The sequence below is a fragment of the Faecalicatena faecalis genome, assembly GCF_012524165.2.
Classification (GTDB): domain Bacteria; phylum Bacillota; class Clostridia; order Lachnospirales; family Lachnospiraceae; genus Faecalicatena_A; species Faecalicatena_A faecalis.
On the sequence record NZ_JABACJ020000021.1, the window covers coordinates 53,096 to 78,061 of the forward strand.

The window sequence follows — 24,966 nt, forward strand, 5'->3', positions numbered from 1 at the left end:
CCCGTTTCTATTTTCCCGTCCCCCGTGTCATTCCTGACACAAGATATTTCCTCAGTATCAGCGCCGTAGCCGCAGGCGGCACAATGGCCAGCAGTCCTGCCGCCGCAGTAATCCCATATTGAATGGAATCCTTCACCATAAACTCGCTTGTCACGATAGACACTGGTTTCGTCTGAAAAGAGGATGCCAGGATCAGCGGAATCTGGAACTGATTCCAGGCACTTAAGAACATGATGAGTGCACTGGAAATTACGACCGGGTATGCAATCGGCATCAGAATCTCAAAGAAGGTCCGGATCCGTCCACATCCGTCCACCCTGGCGGCCTCCTCGATTTCCACCGGGATCGTGCTGAAGTAATTGATCATCAGCCAGATGCTCATTGGCAGGAAGGAACTTGCATATACCAGGCTGAGCCAGAACATCTTATCCAGAAGCTGGTAGGAAACAAAAATACGGTAGAGTGGAATCACGGTTGCAAAAACTGGAATGACCATAGTGATCAGAATCGCATTCTTGATGAGTTTCTTTCCCTTAAATTCCAATCGTGCCAGAGAGTAAGCGGACATCAGGGCCACTGGGAGACCAATCAGCAGAGTGATCCCAACAGCCTTGAGGGAATTGAACATTCCCTGGAATAGAATCTTATTCTGTCTGGAAGAGGCTGTGAAAAGGGTGACATAATTATCCCAGTTCAGTTTACTCGGAAGCATACTCATCGTGTTCTTGAACATCTCAAATTCTGGTGTCACAGATACAGAAAATGCCCAGATAAAGGGGCCTGCCGTGAAGATTAAAAAGATCACGACTACGATGAAATAAAGTACCTTTCCGCCTTTTGTCTTCATTAGTATTCCACCTCCCTGGTCAGGTTCCTAAGATAGAAGAAACCAAGTATTGCCGATATCAGCATGATGATATAAGTCAGAGCACTTCCTTTTCCAAAATCGAGGAAAGAGAATGTGGTCAGGTAGCTCTCGATCAGAAGATTTTTCCCGAGGTCACTGTACCCTGCCAGTGCTACGATCTCATCGAAGATATTGATTGCAGTGATAGAAGCAGAGGTAATCCCGATTCCGATAAAAGGAAGCATCAGCGGTCCCGTGATATAACGGAAGGAAGACCATCTCCCCGCACCGTCGATCCTTGCGGCTTCATAGAATTCGTGCGGAATCGCCCGAAGCCCGGCCAGGCATACGATTGCTGTAAAGGGTATGCTCCGCCATGCTACGACAACGGCTACCACGAAAAGCAGCAGGAAACGGTGTGACATCCATTCAATCGGCTGATCAATGACTCCAAGACCAATCAGCAGCTTATTCATGAATCCATATCCGGGATAGAAGATAAAGCGCCAGATAATTCCATTTACTACGGGAGGCAGAGCCCAAGGCAGGACGGCCGCGGCCATCAGAAGGCCGGAAATCTTCGTGTCGACATTCAGCATCAGTGCGACACAAATTCCAAAGACTGTTGTAAAAAGGACTACAACTACCAGCAGAAATAGCGTATTCTGAAGGCTGTACCAGAAAGAATCTGATTCCAGGACGGAACGATAGTTGGCAAGTCCTACAAATCCAGTATCCTGTGGCGCAGTCAGCTTCATCTTCTGCAAACTATATGAAAATGTCTTAATAATGGGGTAGTACACGAGTACTGCCATGATGATAATAATTGGCAAAAGGAGCGCAATACCCAGCGCCCCTTTGTGTTTTTTCTTCATAGTCTTTATTCTCCGCTTCTTACGTGCTTTGAAATTCCATAAGTATGACTTCTATTCGTAAAGCCTTTTTCGCCCAGGTATCAGATCGAACCTGGGCTGTACTTTTATTTTCCGGCTAATTCTGTCACTTTTTTATTCATGGCATCGAATGCTTCCTGTGCAGAAGCCTCTCCGAGTACCATCTTGTTGACGTTATTATAGATTGCATTGCTCATCTCAGAGTAGTAATCCGGGATTCCGTTCGGGAACGGAGACTGGATCAGCTTTGCCTCGTCAAGCATTGCACCTGCGTTCTGGATGGTTCCATCGTCGATGAGGTCGGCCAGTACAGAGTTTCTTGTAGGGATAGAGCTATTTGCCTGGTACAGTTCTTTCTGTGTCTCAGCAGAAGTATACCACTTTACGAACTCTTTTGCAGCATCTTTATTCTCAGAGAATTTTGTAACACCAACTGCTTCTGGCAGAGGCATGGTCTTTTTTGAGGCTGCATCTTTTCCAGGCAAAAGGATTGCTTCGATCTGTCCCACTACACTGCATTCCTCTTCATTGCTGCTGATTCCGACGAACTTGGTCGGTCCCACCATGAAGCTTGCTTCACCTGCTGTCAGTTTACGGTAAGCGTCCATTCCAGATGCAGTCTTTAAGGCAGGATCAGTGAATCCCTCGTCGACCAGCTTCTTCTCAAACGTAAGAGCGTCGAGAACGGCATCCTGATTGAGTGTTCCATCCTCGTTAAAGACCTGTCCGCTTCTGGAATATGCCATCCACATCATAGAAGTGGTTGCAGATTCATCTGCATTCATCGGCATAGTGTAAGGATATTCTACGATTCCGGCATCTTTGATTTTCTTTAAAGCGTCATATACTTCATCCCATGTCTCAGGAGCCTTTTCGATTCCTGCCTGTTTGAAATGTTCCTTGTTGTAATATGCGATACGGTAATCGTTCGCATATGGAACAGCCAGAACCTTTCCATCAATGGAAAATGTCTCCAGTGTAGGCATATCGGCCTTGTCCTCGTCTGTCATCTCGATCTCTTCAAGCCATCCGGCGCTGTTCATCTCGCCGACCCATGACCAGTCGACTTCAATGACATCTGCTGCGGCAGCTCCGCCGGAAGCGGCTATTGCTACTTTATCGCGGATATCATCCCAGCTTACTACATTCATGACTACATTGATGCTGCTCTCTTCTGTAAAAGCATCCAGCATCTCATCACTTGGGACTGCCCATTCCGGGACCATGACAGTGATTTCCTTTCCGTCAGACTTAGGGGCATCCTCTTTTTTGTTTTCTTCTGCTTTTTTGTCAGAACCGCAGCCTACTGCGAGCGTTCCAATCAAAGCGGTGCATAGAAGCACACTCAATAGTTTCTTTTTCATAACTTCCTCCTTTGTGTGTGTAACTTGGGCCTGGTATTGTTAAGCCTTCGTTACAAAGTATATCCAATTCAAACCCAGCCTGCAAGATACAGGTATGATTTGCCGATTTATTTTTCACATAAGTATACTGATTTATTGAATTTATCTATCTTCAAAATCCCTCTCTAAAACGTACCTGCAGGCAAAGCGGCTGTGCTTGAAAGTTCCGGAGAATCATATATCCGCTAGGACGGACGAAGGATAGATTTTTGATATTGTTTCGGGGACATTCCGTAGGTCCGTTTAAAAATCCGGGTGAAGTAATTGATATCATTATACCCACAGGATGCTGCTATGGTGGTGATGGACAACGAGGAGGAATTGATCAGCGTGATGGCCCGGCGCAGGCGTACCTGGTGGATATAATCGGTCAGAGTGATCCCTGCCTCTTTTTTGAACAGGCTTGATAGATAGTTCTTATTCATATTGCACATCTCTGCGAAAAAAGCGAGACTTAAATCCTCTGCATAATGGAAGTCAATATAGGAAATGACGTCCTTAATAACCTGGGAATAGCCAGTCATGGAGTGATTCTTCACCATCAGACAGTACTTGTGCAGCATATCCGATGCAAGATGGTCCAGTTCCCGCTCTGAACGTGCTTCATTGATCAGAATGGCAAATTTACCGGACAGGTCATCGATATACAGTGGATGGACCCCGCCAGATTCCACTGCTTTCCGAAAAAGTGTATTCAGGATGATCACTCCGTGCTTCTTATTTAGAAGGGCATTCTCCGTTCTGGGCCTGAGCTGAAAGGTCTGGAATTTCTGATGCAGCTCGTGTGCCCTTTTCTCATCTCCTTTGGAGACTGCCTCCAGCATCTGATTCTCTACTTTGTAGCGTTCCTCAATGGTACTGACAGAAATCTCAGGGTTTTTCCGTATTTTCAGAATCAATGGGGAATGCTCCATCTGGATCTCACCCTGGTCAGGAAGATGTGAGATTGAGTATTCAGTGTGGAAAAGTCCCTGCGAAAGATTCAGAACAAGTGATTCGAAGCTTTCTATATTGGAAAGTACCGGGGTGGAGGCGTAATACAGACGGATATCCTCAAATAGCTGTTCCGGTATACTTAAATGCTCCATGATTTGGCGGATCGTTTCTGGTTTAGGAGTGGTCTCCAGATAAGGTCCAATCACAAAATGCGGGGATTCATAATCATATAAATAGAGAGAGGGAAGACGGAGGAACATATAATACATCCCGAAAGAATCCTGGTATCTTATCATTTTCCCGGAAGTGACGTATTGTTCGAGGAAAAACTGTAAAGCCTGATAGTTATAGTCTTCATACAGACGCAGTCTCAGCCCGTTGTCTGTCCGTGACAGGTTAGAATTGTCCTTGAAGACCACACAGCATCCGACATTGCATGCGGTGACCGCCTCCTGAAAAAGTTCAAGCTGTTTATGCTCCATGTAATCCCCCCCCTTTAAAGTAATACAATATTAAGTTAAAATCATACAAATTATTCCTGTTAAATAAAATAACATAAAATTGTGCTAAAAACAATGGATATTATTATTCTTTTAAAATGTAAAATCGAGTATTTTAAATGTATCAAACAAGAGAAAGAGAGGACATGTTACGATGAATAACCCTTTTTCAGACTTTCGTAAGAAACAAAACAATCTGGTCTGTATCGACTCTGATGGGTGCGCCATTGACAGTATGGATATCAAGCATATCCGCTGCTTTGGCCCGTGCATGATAACAGAGTGGAATTTGGAAGCGGACCAGGACGTAATCCTGAGACGGTGGAATGTAGTGAATCTATATTCTATGACCAGGGGAATCAACCGTTTTAAGGGGCTGGCGGCCGCACTTAGAGAAGTGGATCAAAAAGAAAAGGCGATTGAGGATGTAGAGACACTGATTCGATGGACAAATGAGTCGGATGAGTTGTCAAATGCGGCGCTTGAAAGGGAAATTGAAAGGACTCACAGCATCTGCCTGAAAAAGGCACTTAATTGGTCTAAAGCTGTGAATGAGGCAATCACAAAGCTTCCAAAAGAAGAGATCCGGCCGTTTGAACATGTAAAAGAAGTACTTGAAAAGCTGCACGAGACCTGTGATATCGCAATTGTCTCCTCAGCGAATTATGAGGCAGTAAAGGAAGAGTGGACCAGATTCGGCCTTCTGGAACACGTAGATGTGGTCCTGGCACAAAATGCTGGTTCTAAGAAGAGCTGTATCGAAAGACTTTTGACCTATGGATATTCCAGAGACCATGTCATGATGGCAGGTGATGCGCCGGGGGATCTGGATGCGGCTGAGAAAAATGGTGTGTTTTATTATCCGATTCTGGTTTCCAGAGAGGCAGAAAGCTGGGAACAGATGGAGTCCGCTGTGGATAAAATGAAGAATGGGACATTTGCAGGGGAATATCAGGCAGAACTGAAAAAAGAATTTGTGGAAAACCTATCAAAAGAAAGATAAAGGAGGAACGAAGATGGTAAATTTAAGAGAAAAACCGTACTATTTGAATGAAGAACAGATCCAGTGGATCGAAGATACGATTGCCGGAATGACGGACGAGGAGAAAATCGGTCAGCTTTTTGTCAATATGGTGGCTAACGAGGAGGAAAGAAAACCTGAGAACCTCAAAAAAATCCTGGATACGTACCACCCAGGTGCCATCCGTTACCATAATGCATCGAAGGAAGAGTTGTGGGATATGGCAGATTGTCTGCAGAAGACAACAAAGATCCCGCTTTTGATTGCCTCGAACTGCGAAGCAGGAGGAAATGGAGGAACAAAAGGCGGTACACCGATTGCAAATGGAGCAGCACTTGCAGCAATCGATTCTGAGGATGCAGTATACCGTATGGCAGAGGTCTCTGCGAGAGAGGCTGCCGCGGTCGGCTGTAACTGGAATTTTGCACCTGTTGTGGATCTGACCTACAACTGGCGCAATACAATCGTACAGCTTCGTGCATTTAACGATGAACCCGATGATGTCATCCGTTATACAAAGGCATTTTTCAAGGGAATGAAGACACAGAATATAGCGACTTGTATGAAACATTTCCCGGGAGATGGTACAGAGGAAAATGATCAGCACCTGATCATGGGCGTAAATGAATTCGATTGTGAGAAGTGGGACCAGACATTTGGTAAGGTATATCAGGAATTGATCGATGAAGGTGTGATGACGATCATGGCGGGGCATATTGCACTTCCGGCATATTCCAGAAAACTGCGTCCTGGCATCAAGGACGAGGAAATCCGTCCGGCGACATTGGCACCGGAACTGATTACAGACCTGTTAAAGGGACAGCTCGGATTCAATGGTATGGTCGTCACGGATGCATCCCATATGATCGGCATGTTTGGGGCAACAATTCCGAGATGCCAGCAGGTACCACAGGCGATTGCGGCTGGATGTGATATGTATCTCTTCTTCAATGACAGGGATGAAGATTTTGGCTATATGATGGAAGGATATAGAAACGGTACGATTACAGAGGAGCGTCTCAATGATGCACTCCACCGAATCCTGGGAGTAAAAGCTGCATTGAACCTTCACATTCTTCAGAAAGAAGAAAAACTGATGGCTCCGAAAGAAAATCTGAAAGTAGTAGGCTGCAAGGAGCACTTAGAAGTATCCCGTGAGCTTGCAGACCAGTATGTGACACTTGTAAAAGACCGCTTGAATTATCTGCCGATGACACCAAATAGATACCAAAGAATCAAATTAGTTTACATAGGGTCTGAAGCAACGGTCATTGCAGGGACAAAATTCGAGTCCAACGATAAGGTGATCATAGCAGATATCGTATCACAGTTAGAGGCAGCAGGCTTTGAAGTAGATGCTGAGGTCGCATCTAAAAAGGGAAAGATGGAGGAGTTCAAGAAAAACTACGATTGTGTCCTTCTCGTTCTCAATGTGCAGGGATTTGCACAGTATAATACAATGCGTATTAAATGGGATGAACCGACAAAACAGCCATGGTATATGTCAGAGCTTCCAACATTCGTGGTATCCTTAAGCAATACGAATAACCTGATCGACGTACCAATGGCAAGATGCTATATCAATGCATATATGGATCATCATGAGAGCTTTGCCGCAGTATTGGAGAAAATGATGGGCAACAGTGAGTTTAAAGGAAGATACAATGAGAACGTCTTCTGTGGAAGATGGGAGACAAGATTTTAACCTCATAAGCAGCGCTCACTGCTATGGGAGTATAAAGAAGCAACAGAGTGGATTCCAAATATCCGCTTTAATTAGATATTCAGAGAGGTGAAGAGGATGAATGAAAAAGCAGTAAAGCCATTTGGCATTAAGGATAAAATCGGTTACATGTTCGGTGATTTTGGAAATGATTTTACATTCATGTTTTCCAGTACATTCCTCATGGTCTTTTACATGAAGGTACTGGGAATCAGCGGGGCAGCGGTCGGAACACTGTTTTTGGTAGCAAGGTTCGTGGATGCGTTCACAGATGTGACCATGGGACGTATCGTGGATACATGCAAGCCAGGGAAAGACGGGAAGTTCAAGCGCTGGATTCGGATTATGGCAGGTCCGGTGGCAATCGCCAGCTTTCTGATGTATCAGTCAGCAATGGCGGATGCATCTATGACAGCAAAGATGATCTATATGTATGTGACATATATTCTTTGGGGCAGCATCTGTTATACGGGAATCAATATTCCGTATGGCTCCATGGCATCTGCAATCACAGATGTTCCGGAGGAGCGTACCGCGCTCTCCACATTCCGAAGCATCGGTGCAACTCTGGCTCAGCTCGTGATCGGTGTGGGCGGTCCGATGATCATCTATATGACAGACGCAAATGGTGTTCAGATCATTAGAAATGATGGAAAGATTTTCCCGGTAGTTGCAGGTATTTTTTCTCTCTGCGCGATTATCTGCTATGTGATCTGCTATAAATGCACAACAGAACGTATTAAGATCAAGCCCGATCCGAATGCAGAAAAGATTTCCCTTGCAAAGACATTTGGGGCAATTTTCTCCAACAGAGCACTGCTGGGAATCGTGGGGGCAGCCATTTTCCTGCTGCTGAGCTCCCTGATGCTTTCCAGCGTCAATACCTATTTATATGCGGATTATTTTGGAAATGTAAAAGCACTTTCTACCTATAATATGATTACAATGATCTGCTCCCTTCTAATGGCTTCCATTACAGGCGTGGTCGTAAAACGATTTGGGAAGAAAGAATCCGCAGCAGCAGCCACCATTTTTACAGGAATCGTTTTCCTGGTGTTGGGTCTGCTGAATGTGAAAAATGTCTGGGTATTTGTGATTGTTGCTGCGATTGGATTTTTAGGGGTGAATTATTTCAACCTGATTATCTGGGCGAACATCATTGATGTCATCGATGACGTGGAAGTGAGGACTGGAAAGAGGGAAGATGGTACTGTATATGCAGTATATTCTTTTGCAAGAAAAGTAGGACAGGCACTTGCAGGTGGACTGGGAGGATATGCACTGGGTCTGATTGGTTATGTGTCTGCTGCGAAGACACAGACAGAAGAGGTCTTAAAAGGGCTTTACAAGCTGGCGACGGTCGTGCCTGGCGTGTTATTCCTTTGTGTAGCCCTGATGCTGATTTTCGTTTATCCGCTTACCAAGAAAAAGGTAGAGGAGAACGTAGAATATCTGCGTGCGAAGAGAGACGGGGCAAAATAAAAGAAATCAGCATGAAATTGTACTGGAATTAGAAAAAACTATTATAACGCTTTCACAAATAATCTAGTATGGTAGAATTACGCTTCCATTATTGGAACAAGAATAGATTTCATGGAACAATATATGGAAAATGATTCAAAAAGTGAAGGAGGAATCAGTCATGGCAGCACATGTATTGGATGAGGCGAACCGATGCCTGAATTGTAAGAATCCACAATGTCAGAAGGGATGCCCCATCCACACCCCGATACCGGAGGTCATCCGGCTTTTGCTGGACGGAGATCTGGATGAGGCTGGGTGGAAATTATTCGAGAACAATCCTTTGACGACCGTATGCAGTCTGATCTGTAATCATGAAAAGCAATGTGAGGGACACTGTATACTGGGACGAAAAGGAGCGCCTGTGCATTTCTCTACAATAGAAAATTATATATCCAGTACCTATAGTTCAAAAATGGTCAAAGGGCCGGCCCCGTCCAATGGAATGCGTGCAGCCATCATTGGCTCCGGCCCTGCAGGCCTTACGATCGCAGTACTCCTTGCCAGAAAAGGATATCAGGTCACCATCTTTGAAAGTAAAGATAAGATAGGCGGGGTGCTGCGCTACGGCATCCCGGAGTTCAGACTGCCAAAGAGTATATTGGATGATTTTGAGTATCGCCACCTCAGGCTGAAGGATATCAAGGTAAGACCGAATACAACAATTGGGGCAGCCATTACCATCGAAGACCTGTTAAGAGATGGCTACAGAGCCGTTTTCATCGGAACAGGAGTATGGCGTCCGAATGCGCTTCATATTAAGGGGGAGACTCTGGGTCATGTACATTATGGAATCAACTACCTGAATAACCCGGACAGCTTCCATTTGGGAGAGAATGTCATCGTGATCGGAGCCGGAAATGCGGCGATGGATGTTGCAAGAACAGCTCTTCGCAAAGGTGTCAGGAACCTTCAATGCTTTTCAAGAGAGGCTTCGGCTGCAGCAAGTAAGCACGAGTTTGACTATGCTGTCTTGGAGGGCGTGGAATTTATCTACTGTAAAATTCCGGTGGAAATCACCGATGAGGGCGTGATTTTTGCAGATGTTCGGCAAAAAGAGGACAACACAATAGAAAGGATTCCGGGTACAGAGAAGTTATATCCTGCTGACAGTGTGATTATTTCGATCAGTCAGGGGCCGCGCAGCCAACTGGTCAATACGACGAAGGGATTGGATGCAGATCACCGCGGCCTGCTCGTGACAGATGAGAAAGGACATACCACAAGACCAGAGATTTTCGCAAGCGGAGACGTGGTCGCCGGGGCCAGGACGGTCGTTGAGGCGGTCGCACATTCTAAGCTGGTCGCGGAATCCATGGATCAATATATGCAGAGTCTGCTTTAGCGCATGTAGGTGCAGTGGGGCGTAAACAGATTGACGAGTGAACTGTAACAATAGATCCTTGTTTAGGGAAAGAAGAACGTAAAAATTTGTAGATTTTAACACCCGCAGGGAGTATAATAAAGAAAGCCTCAAAGAAAAGGCTAATTACACAGGAGGTAGAATTTATTATGTGGATGCGGGCAGATTTAAAAATGAGAGCAAAACAGGCAGTTCACAGGAATTACTGGTCAGCCGTGGTAGTAGCCTTGGTCATGACGGTCATAACAGCGATATTTTCCTCTTCAGGCGCCAACAGCGTAAGGGGAGATCATTCCTTCTTTGGAGATAGTTACTTTTCCAGATTTTCTCTTTTATATGCGGCGTTTGCATCAATTATTGCAATCGTCAGTGTAGCAATGATCGTCCTTGATGTTTTTGTGGGGAATGTTCTGTTGGTGGGAGGACACCGTTTCTTTATCCTGAACCAGACGGAGACACCGACAGCCGGGACGCTGGCATATGGATTCAAGTCGGGCAGTTACGGCAACGTGGTCCTGGTCATGTTCATGAGAGATTTGTTTACATTCTTATGGGCGCTGTTATTTCTTGTACCAGGAATCATCAAGTACTATGAATACCGGATGGTACCTTATATCCTTGCAGAGAATCCGGCGATGTCAAAAGAAGAGGCATTTTTGATCAGCAAAAAGATGATGATGGGACAGAAGTGGAATACCTTTGTTCTGGACCTGTCATTTATCGGATGGATCTTCTTGTCAGCTTGTACATGGGGACTTGTGGGAATCTTTTATTCTGAGCCATACCGTCAGGCAACACTTGCAGAATTGTATGCAGCGAACCGGACGATCGCTTATCAGAATGGGTATATCAGATAATATGCTTTCAAAAATTTAAAAGCGGGCCTTTGACATCCATCTAGCTGGATGCAGACGCTTGGTCTTATAACGAAGAAAGACGATGCCGATAGGAGTAGATCCTGTCGGCATCGTCTTTCTTCGTATATCCTGTGACATATATTTTTCTTTTAGAAGGCAGCGGGGGATGCTGCCCCCATGTTTTTCATTCTATATATTAGAACAATACATAATTTTAAATCAATACATATTTTAGTACGAACAGAACTGCCAGTACATACATCAGGACACTGATCTTCTTTTCTTTTGCCTTTCCTGTTACAAGGTTGATTATCACATAGGAGATGACTCCCAGTGCGATACCTTCGGAAATACTGTACATGAACGGCATTGCAATGATGCAGATGAAGGCTGGAAGTGTCTCTGTGTAATCGTTGAAGTCTATCTTTACGATAGAAGTCAGCATCAGGAATCCAACGATGATCAGTGCAGGAGCCGTCGCAAAGGATGGAATCGCCAGGAAAATCGGTGACAGGAACAGTGACAGTCCAAACAGGATCGCAGCAGTAATACTGGTCAGTCCTGTGCGTCCGCCTTCAGATACACCGGATGCACTCTCAACAAAAGTAGTTGTTGTAGAAGTTCCCAGAACTGCACCTACAGAGGTTCCGACAGCATCGGCCATCAGGGCGCCCTTGATCCTTGGCAGCTTACCATTCTTATCCAGCATATCAGCCTTAGAAGCAACACCGATCAAGGTTCCAAGTGTGTCGAACATATCCACGAACAGGAATGCGAACATGATGATGACAAAGTCCAATGTAAATACCTTTGAGAAGTCCATATGCATAAAGGTCGGGGCCAGGCTCGGAACAGAAAAGCCTGCAGAAAAATCAGGCAGTAAGCTGAACCAACCTGCATCTGGCGTCGGTTTGTAGAGACCTACTAATTGGCAGATGATGCCCAGTACCCAGGTGCTTAAGATGCCCCAGAGGATGTTTCCTTTTACCTGCTTGATCACAAGGATCGAAGTGATCAGAAGGCCGATCAGGGCAAGCAGTACAGTGATTCCTTCGGTATTAAAAGTTCCGTTTTTGATGGAGCTTTTAAAGGAGAACATACTGACCAATGTGGAAGAATCCACAACGATCTTTGCGTTCTGCAGGCCGATAAAAGCGATGAAAAGTCCGATACCTACGGAAACAGCATGTTTTAAGTTCATTGGGATGGCATTAAAGATCGCCTCCCGGACATTGGTCAAGGATAACAGGATAAAGATAATACCTTCTACGAATACGGCACTTAAAGCCATCTCCCATGTGTATCCCATTCCCATAACAACCGTATAGGTAAAGTAAGCATTCAGTCCCATACCAGGGGCCAGGACAAACGGATAATTAGACAGGATCGCCATCAGACAGGTCGCAATAAATGCTGCCAGTGCGGTCGCGGTAAACACGGCACCTCGATCCATTCCTGATTCGGAAAGGATGTTCGGGTTAACAGCCAGAATATAGGCCATGGTCATAAAAGTCGTGATACCTGCCAGTATCTCTGTCTTCACGTCTGTGTTGTTTTCTTTTAGATGAAATATTTTTTCTAAGTTCATGATTTCCCTCCTACCTCCACTCCGGGGGAAAGTCTTCCCCTGCGAGCTAGTAATTAATGATTCTTTTTTATAAACAGCCCGAGTCCGCTTTGGTTTGTCAATACAAAACTAATAAAAACAGGCACCTCACTTTCCTGACATGATGAATCGGTTCTTCGTATTACACGGTCGGCTGTTGTATTTAGGCTGACTTATTGAACAGTGAATGTTCAATAGATATTTGTATTTCATGCAAAGGGGAAATAGGAAGAAAAATGGGTAATAAAAAAACTACCGGAAACATAGACACCTACTTTCCCTGCATGAAACACACGGGAAATTTATAGGCAGCTATTACGGTAGCTGGTAGAAACGCTCAACCAATTATGAGCATATATAAATTTACATCCTGAAAATATTCAATTATACGGCTTTCTGAATCAAATCTTTAAATGATATTAATACTATACACTATTTACCAAAAAAAAGCAATTAAAAAATAAAAAATTAGTAAATTTGCTGTGATTATTCAGCCATGTGGAAAAATCGATACGGTTTTGGCGTGGGATCTTGCATAGCAGAATCGTTATAATTTAGGCAAAGGAGGAACCAGGATATCTTCTTTTGTATAAAAATTGATATTCAAGGTTTATTTATTTGTATATGTTCATTTTCCTGCGATGCTATAATTCGAAACAGTGAAAACAAAGCCACTAAGTGAAGGAAAAGGAGAAGAAAATGAAGAAGAAAGTTTTATCCATTTTTTTAGTAAGTGTAATGGCTGTATCCATGTTAGCAGGATGCGGTTCTGACAAGAAGGAGACCAAATCAGCAGATGAGGCAGCGAAGAGTGCAGGTTATGCAAAAGACGCAAAGCTGAAAGTATGGGGCTCTCAGGAAGACCAGGACATGCTTCAGGGAATCATCGAGGAATTTAAGAAGGAAAACCCGGAAGCAGAAGGTTGGAACATTGAGACAGCAGTTGTCAGTGCAGCAGATGCCAAGAATGAAGTACTTAAAGACCCGACCGTTGCAGCAGACATCTTTGAATTTGCTTCTGACCAGATTGCAGAGCTCCAGTCTGCGGGTGCACTTTACAGAATTACAAAAAATAAAGATGAGATTATTGCCAACAACGTGGAAAACTCAATTGATGCAGCAACGGTAGATGGAGAGATGTACGGATATCCAAACACATCCAACTCCTTCTTCATGTACTATGATAAGAGCAAGTATACCGAGGAAGAGGTGAAGAGTCTGGACACCATGCTTGCAAAGGATCTGGGTGCAGGTGTAGCGAACTTTTCTATGGATCTTGACAATGGATGGTATACATCCTCATTCTTCTTCGGAGCTGGATGCACCTTATTCGGTGAGGACGGAACAGATCCGAAGCAGTGTGATTTTAACAATGAGAAGGGTGTGCTCGTTGGCGACTATCTGTTAGACCTGTGTACAAATCCGAAGGTAAAGAACCAGGATGATGCACTCTTACTTGCAAGCTTCAAAGAAGGAAAACTGGGTGCCAGCCTGACAGGAACATGGAATGCGGCAGCTTTACAGGAATCCTTAGGGGACAACTTTGGTGTTGCGACAGTGCCTTCATTTACTCTGGAGGACGGAACAATAGTATCTCCAAGCACAATCGTTAACTTTAACTTATATGGCGTAAACGCACAGACTAAGTATCCGGCAGAAGCAATGCTGCTTGCAGAGTACCTGACCAATGAAAAGAGTCAGAAGACACGTTTTGAGGTCAGAAATTCAGCTCCGACAAATAAAAAACTGGCAGCAGATACAGAGCTGTTAAGTACAAGCCCTGCTGTTGAGGTACTTTCCAAACAGATCGAGACTTCCACAGTTCAGCCGTCTATTCCACAGATCGCGAACTTCTGGAGCCCAATGGAAGCATTCGGACAGGACTGCATTGCAAAGGCTGTGACAAAGGACAATATGCAGGCAACAATGGACACTATGGTAGAAGGTATTCTTTCTAAGCTGGGTGATTAATATGAGTAAAAGCAAACCAAAAAAAATGGTGAAAAAGTCCGATGGGAATCTCCTTAAGAGAGTCATCAAAGAGGGAGATATCTGGACAAAAGTCTCAATGCTCATTATGGGAACCGCGAACTTACGCAGAAGGCAGATCGTAAAAGGTCTGCTCTTCCTGCTCTGTGAAGCCGCATTTATCTTCTATATGGCGGTAAACGGTGTGAATGCATTGAGCCATATGGCAACTCTGGGGACACAGACCCAGGGGTGGGTCTATGATGAGAACTTAGGAATTGATGTTCTGGCCCAGGGAGACAACTCCATGCTCCTTCTGTTATATGGAGTGGTATGCCTTTTCGTGATCGTGCTTTTCGTACTGTCCTGGAGAGCAAACTTAAAATCAGCCCTGGAAGTGCAGAAGCTTGAAAAGGAAGGAAAGAAGATTCCGGGATTTAAAGATGATGTAAAAGTTTATCTGGATGCAAAATTCAACCGTACCATGCTGACACTTCCGATGATTGGAGTCATGGCATTCACGGTACTTCCGCTGGTATACATGATCCTGGTCGCATTTACTAATTATGACAACGCACATCAGCCGCCGGGAAATCTGTTTACATGGATCGGATTGGACAACTTCGTAACAATCTTAGGATCAGGCAGTACGATTTCCAAGACCTTCTGGCCGATTCTGGGCTGGACGATCACATGGGCAGTATTTGCGACCGTGCTGAACTACATAGGCGGAATCCTGCTGGCACTTTTGATCAACAGGAAAGGCGTGAAATTCAAAGGATTTTGGAGGACGATCTTCGTATTATCCATTGCTATCCCGTCCTTTGTATCTCTTCTGATCATGAAGACGATGCTGCAGCCGGACGGCGCTGTGAATGTTCTGCTTAAGAGCTGGGGCGTAATTCAGGAGAGCATCCCGTTCCTGACCAATGCGACACTGGCAAAAGTGACGATTATTGTTGTCAACCTGTGGATCGGTATTCCATATACCATGCTGATCACCTCCGGTATTCTGATGAATATTCCGGCAGACTTATATGAGGCAGCGCGTGTGGACGGGGCAAATGCAAGAGTCATGTTCCGAAAGATCACGATGCCGTATGTTCTTTTTGTAACGACGCCGTATCTGATTACACAGTTTATTGGAAATATTAATAACTTCAATGTCATTTACCTGCTGTCTCAGGGAGGTCCATCCACTCTGGACTACTATCAGGCAGGAAAGACAGACCTGCTCGTTACCTGGCTGTACAAGCTGACTGTAACAAGCAAGGACTACTGTTATGCATCGGCAATTGGTATCCTGGTATTTGTTATTTCCGCAGTCTTCTCCCTGATTACATACAGGAGAACATCTGCATACAACAATGAGGAGGCGTTCCAATAATGAAGAAAACAAAATCTATGTCAAGAAATAAAAAAATCAGGGACGTCGCTTCCTATGTAACGCTTACGGTGTTGTCGGTGATCTGGCTGATTCCGATCTTCTGGGTCGTGATGACATCCTTTAGAGAGGAGGGCGGTTCCTATACGTCCTACTTCTTCCCAAAGGGGCTGACACTTGCAAACTATGTGAATCTGTTGACGGATAACAGTCAGTTCTATTTCTTAAAATGGTTCGGAAACACCTTATTTGTAGCAGTATTCAGTTGTCTGCTTTCCACATTTTTTGTGTTGTCTGTTTCCTATGTCATGTCCAGGATGCGTTTTAAGATGAGAAAGCCGATGATGAATGTGGCTTTGATTTTAGGAATGTTTCCGAGCTTTATGTCCATGATCGCGGTGTACTATATTTTGAAGGGCCTTGGAATTACACAGTCACTTGTGGCTCTGATTATGGTATACTCAGGAGGAGCAGGTCTTGGCTTTTTCATTGCAAAGGGATTTTTTGATACTCTGCCCAAATCATTGGACGAGGCGGCATATCTGGATGGAGCGACAAAGTTCCAGATTTTCAGGAAGATTACGCTGCCCTTATCTAAACCGATTATCGTATATACGGTCCTGACTTCTTTTATGGCACCGTGGATGGACTTTATTTTTGCCAGCGTCATTATGGGCGATAATTACAACAACTATACGGTCGCTCTGGGGCTGTTCAAGATGCTGGAGCGTGAATTTATCAATGACTACTATACACAATTTGCCGCAGGTTGCGTGCTGATCTCCATACCGATTGCGGCACTGTTCATCAGTATGCAGAAGTATTACGTGGAAGGCGTATCCGGCGGAGCAGTCAAAGGTTAGCTAAAAATGGATACATGGATAACGTGTATCCATTTTTTCTACCCGGATATCGGCAGTCAAAAATCTTAAAAACGAGAGGGTTTAGCTGTCAGAGGATTTGGGTAACGTTCGTTTCATCAAATAAAACACCATGAGGAAATACAGCATGAAAAAAAGAACAATCAAACAATGGAAGGAATATTATTCCAGTCCAGAATTTCAGGAAAATTGTATAGATGAGAATGCGGACTTGGGGGCCATATGCGGGGAAGAAGGGACTTCTTTCCTGTTGTGGAGCCCGTGTGCAGAGTCTGTCACAATCAACTTGTATCAAGATGGTAGTACGTCAGAAGCATTTGCCACCTATCCGATGGAGAGAATGGAAAAAGGAGTCTGGAGGTATCAGACTGACGAAAATCTTAACAGGACCTACTATGATTTTACACTTCTCATAGAGGGAGAGACAGTGATTTCGGCGGACCCTTATGCGAAGGCATGCGGGGTGAATGGCAGACGGAGCATGGCAGTGGATTTGAGCCAGACGAATCCCAAAGGCTGGGAGCAAGACCGGGCGCCGGAATATGACAGGGAACGAATCATTTACGAACTGCATGTCAAGGAGTTCTCCTGGGACCCGGCAGGTGGTTTCCCGAAAGAGGACCGGGGAAGATACCGTGCCTTCTTACATACGGATACGACATTGAATGGGGATGGCATACATCCTACCGGGATTCCTTATCTGAAAGAACTTGGAATTACTCATGTGCAGCTAATGCCAGTCTATGACTATGGCTCTGTGGACGAGGCGGGAAAGGCGGACCAGTTCAACTGGGGATACGATCCAATCAATTATAATGTGCCGGAGGGCTCTTATTCTTCTGACCCGGAGCATGGCGAGGTCCGTATCCGAGAACTGAAGGAGCTGATTTTATCCCTTCACAGGGCGGGATTTAGGGTCATCATGGATGTGGTCTATAACCATACCTATTCCCGGGATTCCTGGTTCCAGAGGACTGCGCCCTGGTACTTTTACCGTGCAGACGGCAGGGGGATTCCCTCCAACGGTTCTGCCTGCGGCAATGATGTAGCCAGTGAGCGTGCGATGTGCAGCAAATACATTCTGGAATCTATCCTATATTGGACAGAGGAATACCATATAGACGGATTTCGGTTCGATCTGATGGGGCTGCTGGATGTAGAGCTAATGAACCGCATTCGCCGGGAACTGGATGTCCGGTATGGAAAAGGTGAGAAGATGGTCTTCGGGGAACCCTGGGCAGCAGCTAAGACCGCAATGGAATCCGGTGCATATCAGGCCCTAAAGAAGAATATGCATCAGCTGGATGAAAATATTGGAATGTTTTCCGATGACACCAGAGATGCCATCAAAGGTTCTGTATTCGAGCTGGATGAACCTGGGTTCGTGAATGGCGGTGAGGGATTTGAGGATGCAGTTCTCAGCTGCGTGCAGGCATGGTGCCATAAGAGGACACCGAAGATCAAAGCACCGTCCCAGATCATCACCTATGTCTCTTCCCATGATAATCAGACACTCCGGGATAAACTGGCTGAGACGATTTTTGATGAGGCGCTGCTTGAAAAAGCATACCGCCTGGCAGCAGGTATCTATATGACCTGCCAGGGCAACCTGTTCTTCCTCTCCGGGGAAGAGTTCGCAAGGACCAAGGACGGCATTGCAGACAGTTATAATTCTCCGATTGCAATTAACCGTCTGGACTGGACAAAGGCCTGGAAGGAGAAAGAACTGGTAGAGTACTATCAGGGGTTGATTTCTTTAAGAAAGCAGCTTCCGGGTCTGTGTGACAAATCAAAGGAAGCATGGAAACGGGTGCGCAGACAGTGGAAAAAGGAAGGAATTGTTGGGTTTGACCTGGATAATTCTTCCCCGTCCTTCGGTTCCCCGTGGAAAACTCTGCGGATTGTCTATAACAGCAGTAAAAAAGCAGAAGAAATTGCTCTGGGCAGAGGAGAATGGGAGATTCTGGCTGACGGAAAAAGCAGTATGCTATGGAAAGCTCAGGTCAAGGTAACTGAAAATGTGAAGGTGGAACCGGTCAGTATCCTGATTCTTGGAAACCGGGCAGATCAATCAAATAAGAAAGTGGAAACAGAACGATGAAATGGATTTATGGAAAACATGACTGGAATACATTAGAGCGCGGTGAAGAGAACTGTTATCTCATGACCAACGGTCTGGGCGGCTTTTCCTCCATGACCATGACAGGCGCGGCTGCCCGCAACGACCATGCTCTTTTAATGGCGTGCGTGCAGGCTCCAAACCACCGTTATAACCTGGTACACAGGCTAAAGGAGCAGGTCGTATTTGAGGATAGAAGACATGTGATTTCCACTCAGGAATTTGCAGACGGACACCGGGAAGAGGGATACCGCTGGCTGTCCTCCTTCACCTATGAAGAAACTCCAGTCTGGAAATATCAGATAGAAGGCGTCAGCATCAGGAAGGAAGCCGGATTAAAGCCTGGGGCAAATACAGCAGCACTCAGGTATGAGATAGAAAATCGAGGGAAAGAACATTGCATGCTATGTGTTACTCCTTTTTACCAGTTTGTCCCCAAAGGCAGTGATATGGATGCGGGACAGGTGATCGAGAAAGAGGGAGAAGAGCTGAATCACAAAGCGAGACTGAAAAGCGGCAGTCTGACCTTATTTGTCAGGACAAATGGAGAGATTGAAGACATTTCTGAAATAAAGGAAACATATTATTATCGATATGATGCCTGCGATGGAAGGCGGGAGAACGGAACCGCGAAGGCAGTCCATGAAATTACTCTTTTCGTGGGACCGGGAGAACAGAAGACACTGGAAATCATGTTCGAGATGGAACCGTCCAAAGAGACGGCATCCGGGGTGATCGATGCTGTGAAGACCTTCCGAAGAGAATGGGAAAAACGTTCCGGGTTTACCTCTGAAATGGGGAAAACACTTGCAAAAAGTGCCTCCCAGTTTATTTCGAAACGGGAATCCACAGGGGGACTTACGATCCTCGCAGGATATCCATTCTTTGAAGACTGGGGAAGGGACACGATGATTGCACTTCCGGGATTATGTATTTCCACCGGGCAGTTTGAGACGGCAAAACAGATTTTAAGGACATTTGCAGTCAATGAAAGAAACGGCCTGATGCCGAATCTTTTCCCGGAAGGGGGCAATGAGCCGCTGTACAACACGGTGGATGCGGCACTTCTCTTTATCAATTGCGTATACCTGTATTATGAAGCCACAAAAGATCTGGAATTTGTAAAGGAAGTGTTCCCGGTCATGGAGCGGATCATAAACGGGTATCAAAACGGGACCGAATTTGGCATCCGTATGGACGAAGACGGCCTGATCCGGGCAGGAGAAGGCCTGGCCCAGGTGACCTGGATGGATGTGCGTATCAGCGACATACTGCCCACGCCCCGGCACGGGAAGCCTGTGGAAATCAATGCCTACTGGTATAATGCACTGCGGATCATGGAGCAGTTCACCCGGCTGATAACGGGGGATGAGAAGACGGTTACAGGATATTCGGCACTTGCAGAGAAGGTGAAGGACTCTTTCAGAGAAAAATTCTGGTCCGATAAAAACCAGTGCCTCAAGGATGTTCTCTCAGGAACCTCTGCAGATGAACAAATCAGATGCAACCAGATCTGGGCAGTTTCCATGCCTTTTACGATGTTAAACCGGGAAAAAGAGAAACAAATAGTAGAAACTGTGTTTAAAAAGTTGTATACTCCATATGGGCTTCGTACACTGGATGAGGACGACAAAGAGTTCCATCCGTTTTATGAAGGACCTATGGAAGATAGGGATATGGCATACCATCAGGGGACTGTATGGACATTCCCGCTGGGCGGATATTATCTGGCCTATCTGAAAGTTCATAATGACAGCGAAGAGGCAAAACAGACAGTAAGAGAAGAACTTGAGGTCATGGAAAGTGCATTAAGGGAAGGCTGCATCGGACAGCTTCCGGAGATTTACGACGGACAGAATCCCACAGCGTCAAAGGGCTGTTTTGCACAGGCATGGAGTGTAGGCGAAATCCTCCGCGTATACGAAAAAATAGAAAAATAGGATTCAGACGGCCGGATTGCACAGCCGCTTAAAAAAAGCGGTGAAGCAGTGCGGCACATGAAAGGAGATTTTTATGGAACAGGCATTGGAAATGATGTTGCAGCAGAAGTTTGGAAAGAGCATTCAGGATGCATCAAAGGAAGAGATTTACACAGCCCTGCTTTATGTGACAAAGGAAAAAATGCAGGGAATGAAGAGAAACGAAGGAAACAGGAAGTTATACTACATATCAGCAGAATTCCTGATCGGTAAGTTGTTATCCAACAACCTGATCAATCTGGGACTGTTTGAGGAGACAAGAGAGGTCCTTGAAAAACATGGACACAGCCTGACAGAGATCGAGGAGATAGAACTGGAACCATCCTTAGGTAACGGCGGACTGGGACGTCTGGCAGCATGCTTCCTGGACTCCATCGCAACCCTGGGACTGGAAGGGGACGGAGTTGGACTGAACTACCACGACGGATTATTTTTACAGAAATTCCACGATAACAAGCAGCAGGAAGAGAAGAACCCATGGATCACAGCAGATTCCTGGCTCAATAAGACAGACGTAAGTTTTGAAGTTCCATTTAAGGACTTCACACTGACTTCTACCATGTATGATATCGACGTGCCGGGATATAACAGCGGGTGCAACAAGCTTCACCTGTTCGACATAGATACGATAGATGAGTCCATCATCCATGACGGAATTCAGTTTGACAAAGAGGATATCAGAAAGAACCTGACCCTGTTCTTATACCCGGATGACAGCGATGAGAAGGGACAGCTCCTTCGTATTTACCAGCAGTACTTTATGGTAAGCAATGCGGCTCAGCTGATCTTAAAAGAGGCAGAGGCAAAGGGAATCAACCTGTATCATCTGCACGAGCACGTGTGCATCCAGATCAATGATACACACCCGACTATGGTCATCCCAGAACTGATCCGCCTGCTGACTGCAAGAGGATTCAATATCGATACCGCCATTGATGTGGTAAGAAAAACCTGTGCATACACCAACCATACCATTCTGGCAGAAGCACTGGAGAAATGGCCGATCTACTATCTTGAGAAGGTCGTTCCGCACCTGCTTCCGATCATCCGTGAACTGGACGCAAGAGTAAGAAGAGACTTCCATGATGAGAGAGTCTACATCATTGACAAGCAGGACCGCGTTCACATGGCACACATCGATATCCACTATGGATATGCGGTAAATGGTGTTGCAGCTCTGCACACAGAGATCCTCAAGGAGTCTGAATTGAAGCCGTTCTATGATATTTATCCGGCAAAATTCAATAACAAGACCAACGGAATTACCTTCCGCAGATGGCTCGTACACTGCAACCACAGCCTGGCAGAATACTTAAAGGAACTGATCGGCCCTGGATATATGGAAAATGCCGATGAGCTGGAAAAACTTCTTGCATACAAAGATGATGAGGCTGTCCTTGGTAAATTAAAAGAGATCAAGAAGAACGCGAAGGTAGAATTGAAGAATTATCTGAAAATGACACAGAATGTGGATATCGATGAAAATGGTGTATTTGATATCCAGATCAAACGTCTGCACGAGTACAAGAGACAGCAGATGAATGCATTGTATGCTATTTATAAATACAAGGAAATCAAGAAGGGCAACCTGCCAAAACGTCCGATTACGATGATTTTCGGGGCAAAGGCAGCACCAGCTTACACGATCGCAAAGGATATCATCCACCTGCTTTTATGCCTGCAGCAGCTGATCGACAATGACCCACAGGTCAGCCCATACTTAAAACTGGTGATGGTAGAGAACTACAATGTCACAAAGGCAGAAAAACTGATCCCGGCCTGCGATATTTCCGAGCAGATTTCCCTGGCATCCAAGGAAGCATCCGGAACAGGTAACATGAAGTTCATGTTAAACGGTGCGGTGACCTTAGGTACTGAGGACGGCGCTAACGTAGAAATCCACCAGTTAGTCGGGGATGAGAACATTTACATTTTCGGTGAGAAATCAGAAAATGTCATCAAACTGTATGAGACAAACGGTTACTGCTCAGCAGACATCTACGACAATGACCCGATGGTGGAGGAGCTGGTTGACTTTATCATCAGCAAGGACCTGATCCGCATCGGCGATCCAGTGAACCTGGGACGTCTGTACAAAGAACTTGTCAGTAAGGACTGGTTCATGACACTTCTGGATGTGAAGGATTACATTAAGACAAAAGAGCAGATGTTAGAGGATTATGAGGATGAGACCGCATGGGCAAAGAAGATGCTTGTGAATATCGCGAAAGCAGGATTCTTCTCATCTGACAGAACTATTGCAGAATACAACAGAGATATCTGGCATTTATAGAAAAGGCAGGATATAAGAACAGCATGTGGAAAAGTTTTTCGCAAATCTCCACATGCTGTGGATAAGGAGATAGAACCATGAAAAAAGCAGGGATTTTGATGCCGGTATCTTCTCTTCCGTCCAGAACGGGAGTGGGGGAACTGGGAAAAGAGACATACCGCTTTATCGAATTGTTAAAAGAAAACGGCGTGAAGATCTGGCAGATCCTGCCTTTGAATCCGGTTGGATACGGGAACTCCCCGTATCAGCCGTATTCTTCCTGCGCAGGTGACGAGCTGTACATCAGCCTGGATGCACTCTGCGAGGAAGGGCTGCTAGAGGAGCTGCCCCCGTCATTTCGGGAAATGGAAAAGACGGTAGACTATGATGCGGTCCGTGCATTTAAAGAGCCGTATTTACGCGAGGCTTTCCGTAATTTCAGTGAAAAAGAGTGGCTCCAGGAAGAGGAGTATCAGGAATTTGCCTCCCAGGAATGGGTCTATGAGTATGGCGTGTTCCGTGCACTGAAAGCGGCAAACGGTGGAGTCTGCTGGAACGAGTGGAAACAGGAGGATAAGGACTGGCCAAAGAAGCGTACCGAATTATCTGCGGAAATCGAGCTGGAGGCACAGTACCAAATGTTCCTGCAATACCTGTTCTACCGCCAGTGGATGCAGGTAAAAACCGCAGCCAATGAAAGCGGAATCGAGATCATGGGAGACGTGCCGTTCTATGTGGGCGTGGATTCCGTGGATGTGTGGGCAGGAAAAGATAACTTCCTTCTCGATACGGATGGAAGACCGATCTTCATCGCCGGAGTCCCACCGGATTATTTCAGTGCGACAGGCCAAAGATGGGGCAACCCGATCTATGACTGGGACTATATGAAGGAAAAGGATTATCAGTTCTGGGTAGATCGGATCGGCTACAGCAGCCGTCTGTTCGACATCATCAGGATCGATCATTTCCGTGCATTTGACACCTTCTGGAAGATTCCGGCATCCTGTCCGACAGCCGTCGAGGGAGAATGGATCGAGGCGCCGGGATACGAGGTGATCGATACCCTGAAAGCAAAGATCAAAGGGCTGAACCTGGTGGCAGAGGACCTGGGCGACCTGAGACCGGAAGTGCTGGAGTTGAAAGACCACTATCAGTTAAAAGGAATGAAGGTCCTTGTATTTTCCATAGAGACAGGCGGAAAATACGCCTATGACAGCTTCCATGATGTGGAAAATATGATCATCTATACAGGCACACATGACAATGATACACTGATGGAATGGTATGAAGGGCTGACCACCGCGGCAAAAAGAAAAGTCCGCCAGTTCCTGAAACGGGAAGGATATAAACTGGGTTCTGTCCATGACAGGCTGGTTGCTTACGCGCTGGACTGTAAGGCTGAATATGCAATCCTTCCGATGGCGGATATCCTGGGCCTGGGAAAAGAAGGGCATATGAACACACCGGGAACCGTTGGATCTCCGAACTGGGAGTGGCGGATGCCTGGGTTTGAAGAAGCGGAAAAGATGCTGAAGCGTTACCGGGGATTGATTGAGAATCGATAAGATGTGAAAAGAAAAGGGCATGTATATCTGTGGGTAGATCCATGCCCTTTTTATATACCCGAAAATAGGAAAAAATGCCGGAATACGCTTGGAAAATGGCGATTCGCGGCTTGCTGATATATTTTTTG

General features: G+C 45.6%; 18 protein-coding genes and 1 riboswitch. Of the genes, 12 read left to right on the forward strand and 6 right to left on the reverse strand.

The annotated features are described in order from the left end of the window. Window positions 1-7: 7 nt before the first annotated feature. The 4 genes from HGO97_RS17970 to HGO97_RS17985 all read right to left on the reverse strand — a co-directional run bounded on the left by HGO97_RS17970 (window position 8) and on the right by HGO97_RS17985 (window position 4,561). Window positions 8-847, reverse strand: a complete 840-nt coding sequence (locus HGO97_RS17970) for a carbohydrate ABC transporter permease (RefSeq protein WP_216244309.1) — start codon at window positions 845-847, stop codon at window positions 8-10. Further along, a complete protein-coding gene (locus HGO97_RS17975) occupies window positions 847-1,722 on the reverse strand; it encodes a carbohydrate ABC transporter permease (RefSeq protein WP_216244310.1) in 876 nt (291 codons plus the stop codon). Before HGO97_RS17975 ends, HGO97_RS17970 begins: the two co-directional genes overlap by 1 nt. Before the next feature lie 104 nt (window positions 1,723-1,826). Continuing rightward, window positions 1,827-3,104: a sugar ABC transporter substrate-binding protein gene (locus tag HGO97_RS17980; protein WP_216244311.1), complete on the reverse strand. Its 1,278-nt coding sequence runs from the start codon at window positions 3,102-3,104 to the stop codon at window positions 1,827-1,829. A 224-nt stretch (window positions 3,105-3,328) separates the two neighbouring features. Further along, the gene (locus tag HGO97_RS17985; RefSeq protein ID WP_216244312.1) at window positions 3,329-4,561 is read right to left on the reverse strand and encodes an AraC family transcriptional regulator; all 1,233 of its coding nucleotides are present in this window, start codon (window positions 4,559-4,561) and stop codon (window positions 3,329-3,331) included. 172 nt (window positions 4,562-4,733) lie between these two features. Between HGO97_RS17985 and HGO97_RS17990 the strand changes: the two genes are divergently transcribed. The 5 genes from HGO97_RS17990 (at window position 4,734) to HGO97_RS18010 (ending at window position 11,064) form a co-directional block, all read left to right on the forward strand. Then, on the forward strand, window positions 4,734-5,582 hold the full coding sequence (locus HGO97_RS17990; RefSeq protein WP_216244313.1) for an HAD family hydrolase: 849 nt from the start codon (window positions 4,734-4,736) through the stop codon (window positions 5,580-5,582). 13 nt (window positions 5,583-5,595) lie between these two features. Next, window positions 5,596-7,305, forward strand: a complete 1,710-nt coding sequence (locus HGO97_RS17995) for a glycoside hydrolase family 3 protein (protein ID WP_216244314.1) — start codon at window positions 5,596-5,598, stop codon at window positions 7,303-7,305. 96 nt (window positions 7,306-7,401) lie between these two features. Continuing rightward, complete coding sequence (locus HGO97_RS18000; RefSeq protein ID WP_216244315.1) at window positions 7,402-8,805, forward strand: MFS transporter; 1,404 nt, start codon at window positions 7,402-7,404, stop codon at window positions 8,803-8,805. Window positions 8,806-8,965: 160 nt separating this feature from the next. Continuing rightward, entirely contained in the window at window positions 8,966-10,189 is a 1,224-nt protein-coding gene (locus tag HGO97_RS18005) for an NAD(P)-dependent oxidoreductase (RefSeq protein ID WP_216244316.1), read from the forward strand. A 167-nt stretch (window positions 10,190-10,356) separates the two neighbouring features. Beyond that, the gene (locus HGO97_RS18010; protein ID WP_216244317.1) at window positions 10,357-11,064 is read left to right on the forward strand and encodes a DUF975 family protein; all 708 of its coding nucleotides are present in this window, start codon (window positions 10,357-10,359) and stop codon (window positions 11,062-11,064) included. 15 nt (window positions 11,065-11,079) lie between these two features. Here the strand turns inward: HGO97_RS18010 and HGO97_RS24060 are convergent, their stop codons facing one another. Next, a complete protein-coding gene (locus HGO97_RS24060; RefSeq protein WP_281419974.1) occupies window positions 11,080-11,202 on the reverse strand; it encodes a hypothetical protein in 123 nt (40 codons plus the stop codon). Between the two features lie 76 nt (window positions 11,203-11,278). Beyond that, window positions 11,279-12,652 carry an NCS2 family permease gene (locus tag HGO97_RS18015; RefSeq protein WP_216244318.1) on the reverse strand — a complete coding sequence of 458 codons (1,374 nt, stop codon included), beginning with the start codon at window positions 12,650-12,652 and terminating at the stop codon, window positions 11,279-11,281. Between the two features lie 303 nt (window positions 12,653-12,955). Then, window positions 12,956-13,051, reverse strand: a riboswitch (purine riboswitch). Window positions 13,052-13,369: 318 nt separating this feature from the next. Between HGO97_RS18015 and HGO97_RS18020 the strand changes: the two genes are divergently transcribed. From HGO97_RS18020 to malQ, 7 genes are all read left to right on the forward strand, one after another. Continuing rightward, on the forward strand, window positions 13,370-14,641 hold the full coding sequence (locus HGO97_RS18020; RefSeq protein WP_216244319.1) for an extracellular solute-binding protein: 1,272 nt from the start codon (window positions 13,370-13,372) through the stop codon (window positions 14,639-14,641). Window position 14,642: 1 nt separating this feature from the next. After that, complete coding sequence (locus HGO97_RS18025) at window positions 14,643-16,025, forward strand: carbohydrate ABC transporter permease (protein WP_216244320.1); 1,383 nt, start codon at window positions 14,643-14,645, stop codon at window positions 16,023-16,025. Window positions 16,026-16,042: 17 nt separating this feature from the next. After that, a complete protein-coding gene (locus HGO97_RS18030) occupies window positions 16,043-16,885 on the forward strand; it encodes a sugar ABC transporter permease (RefSeq protein ID WP_216244349.1) in 843 nt (280 codons plus the stop codon). 145 nt (window positions 16,886-17,030) lie between these two features. Next, window positions 17,031-19,004: a type I pullulanase gene (pulA, locus tag HGO97_RS18035; protein WP_216244321.1), complete on the forward strand. Its 1,974-nt coding sequence runs from the start codon at window positions 17,031-17,033 to the stop codon at window positions 19,002-19,004. Further along, window positions 19,001-20,962 (forward strand): amylo-alpha-1,6-glucosidase, encoded by a 1,962-nt coding sequence (locus HGO97_RS18040; RefSeq protein ID WP_216244322.1) that lies wholly within the window; start codon window positions 19,001-19,003, stop codon window positions 20,960-20,962. Before pulA ends, HGO97_RS18040 begins: the two co-directional genes overlap by 4 nt. 73 nt (window positions 20,963-21,035) lie before the next feature. Further along, the gene (locus tag HGO97_RS18045) at window positions 21,036-23,294 is read left to right on the forward strand and encodes a glycogen/starch/alpha-glucan phosphorylase (RefSeq protein WP_216244323.1); all 2,259 of its coding nucleotides are present in this window, start codon (window positions 21,036-21,038) and stop codon (window positions 23,292-23,294) included. Window positions 23,295-23,371: 77 nt separating this feature from the next. Beyond that, the gene (gene malQ / locus HGO97_RS18050) at window positions 23,372-24,838 is read left to right on the forward strand and encodes a 4-alpha-glucanotransferase (RefSeq protein ID WP_216244324.1); all 1,467 of its coding nucleotides are present in this window, start codon (window positions 23,372-23,374) and stop codon (window positions 24,836-24,838) included. Window positions 24,839-24,966: the final 128 nt, after the last annotated feature.

What these genes read in the sequence shown, in the direction of transcription:
- HGO97_RS17970 (WP_216244309.1), bottom strand. Translation starts at nt 847, where the DNA reads ATGAAGACAAAAGGCGGAAAGGTACTTTATTTCATCGTAGTCGTGATC.
- HGO97_RS17975 (WP_216244310.1), bottom strand. Translation starts at nt 1,722, where the DNA reads ATGAAGAAAAAACACAAAGGGGCGCTGGGTATTGCGCTCCTTTTGCCA.
- HGO97_RS17980 (WP_216244311.1), bottom strand. Translation starts at nt 3,104, where the DNA reads ATGAAAAAGAAACTATTGAGTGTGCTTCTATGCACCGCTTTGATTGGA.
- HGO97_RS17985 (WP_216244312.1), bottom strand. Translation starts at nt 4,561, where the DNA reads ATGGAGCATAAACAGCTTGAACTTTTTCAGGAGGCGGTCACCGCATGC.
- HGO97_RS17990 (WP_216244313.1), top strand. Translation starts at nt 4,734, where the DNA reads ATGAATAACCCTTTTTCAGACTTTCGTAAGAAACAAAACAATCTGGTC.
- HGO97_RS17995 (WP_216244314.1), top strand. Translation starts at nt 5,596, where the DNA reads ATGGTAAATTTAAGAGAAAAACCGTACTATTTGAATGAAGAACAGATC.
- HGO97_RS18000 (WP_216244315.1), top strand. Translation starts at nt 7,402, where the DNA reads ATGAATGAAAAAGCAGTAAAGCCATTTGGCATTAAGGATAAAATCGGT.
- HGO97_RS18005 (WP_216244316.1), top strand. Translation starts at nt 8,966, where the DNA reads ATGGCAGCACATGTATTGGATGAGGCGAACCGATGCCTGAATTGTAAG.
- HGO97_RS18010 (WP_216244317.1), top strand. Translation starts at nt 10,357, where the DNA reads ATGTGGATGCGGGCAGATTTAAAAATGAGAGCAAAACAGGCAGTTCAC.
- HGO97_RS24060 (WP_281419974.1), bottom strand. Translation starts at nt 11,202, where the DNA reads ATGTCACAGGATATACGAAGAAAGACGATGCCGACAGGATCTACTCCT.
- HGO97_RS18015 (WP_216244318.1), bottom strand. Translation starts at nt 12,652, where the DNA reads ATGAACTTAGAAAAAATATTTCATCTAAAAGAAAACAACACAGACGTG.
- HGO97_RS18020 (WP_216244319.1), top strand. Translation starts at nt 13,370, where the DNA reads ATGAAGAAGAAAGTTTTATCCATTTTTTTAGTAAGTGTAATGGCTGTA.
- HGO97_RS18025 (WP_216244320.1), top strand. Translation starts at nt 14,643, where the DNA reads ATGAGTAAAAGCAAACCAAAAAAAATGGTGAAAAAGTCCGATGGGAAT.
- HGO97_RS18030 (WP_216244349.1), top strand. Translation starts at nt 16,043, where the DNA reads ATGTCAAGAAATAAAAAAATCAGGGACGTCGCTTCCTATGTAACGCTT.
- pulA (WP_216244321.1), top strand. Translation starts at nt 17,031, where the DNA reads ATGAAAAAAAGAACAATCAAACAATGGAAGGAATATTATTCCAGTCCA.
- HGO97_RS18040 (WP_216244322.1), top strand. Translation starts at nt 19,001, where the DNA reads ATGAAATGGATTTATGGAAAACATGACTGGAATACATTAGAGCGCGGT.
- HGO97_RS18045 (WP_216244323.1), top strand. Translation starts at nt 21,036, where the DNA reads ATGGAACAGGCATTGGAAATGATGTTGCAGCAGAAGTTTGGAAAGAGC.
- malQ (WP_216244324.1), top strand. Translation starts at nt 23,372, where the DNA reads ATGAAAAAAGCAGGGATTTTGATGCCGGTATCTTCTCTTCCGTCCAGA.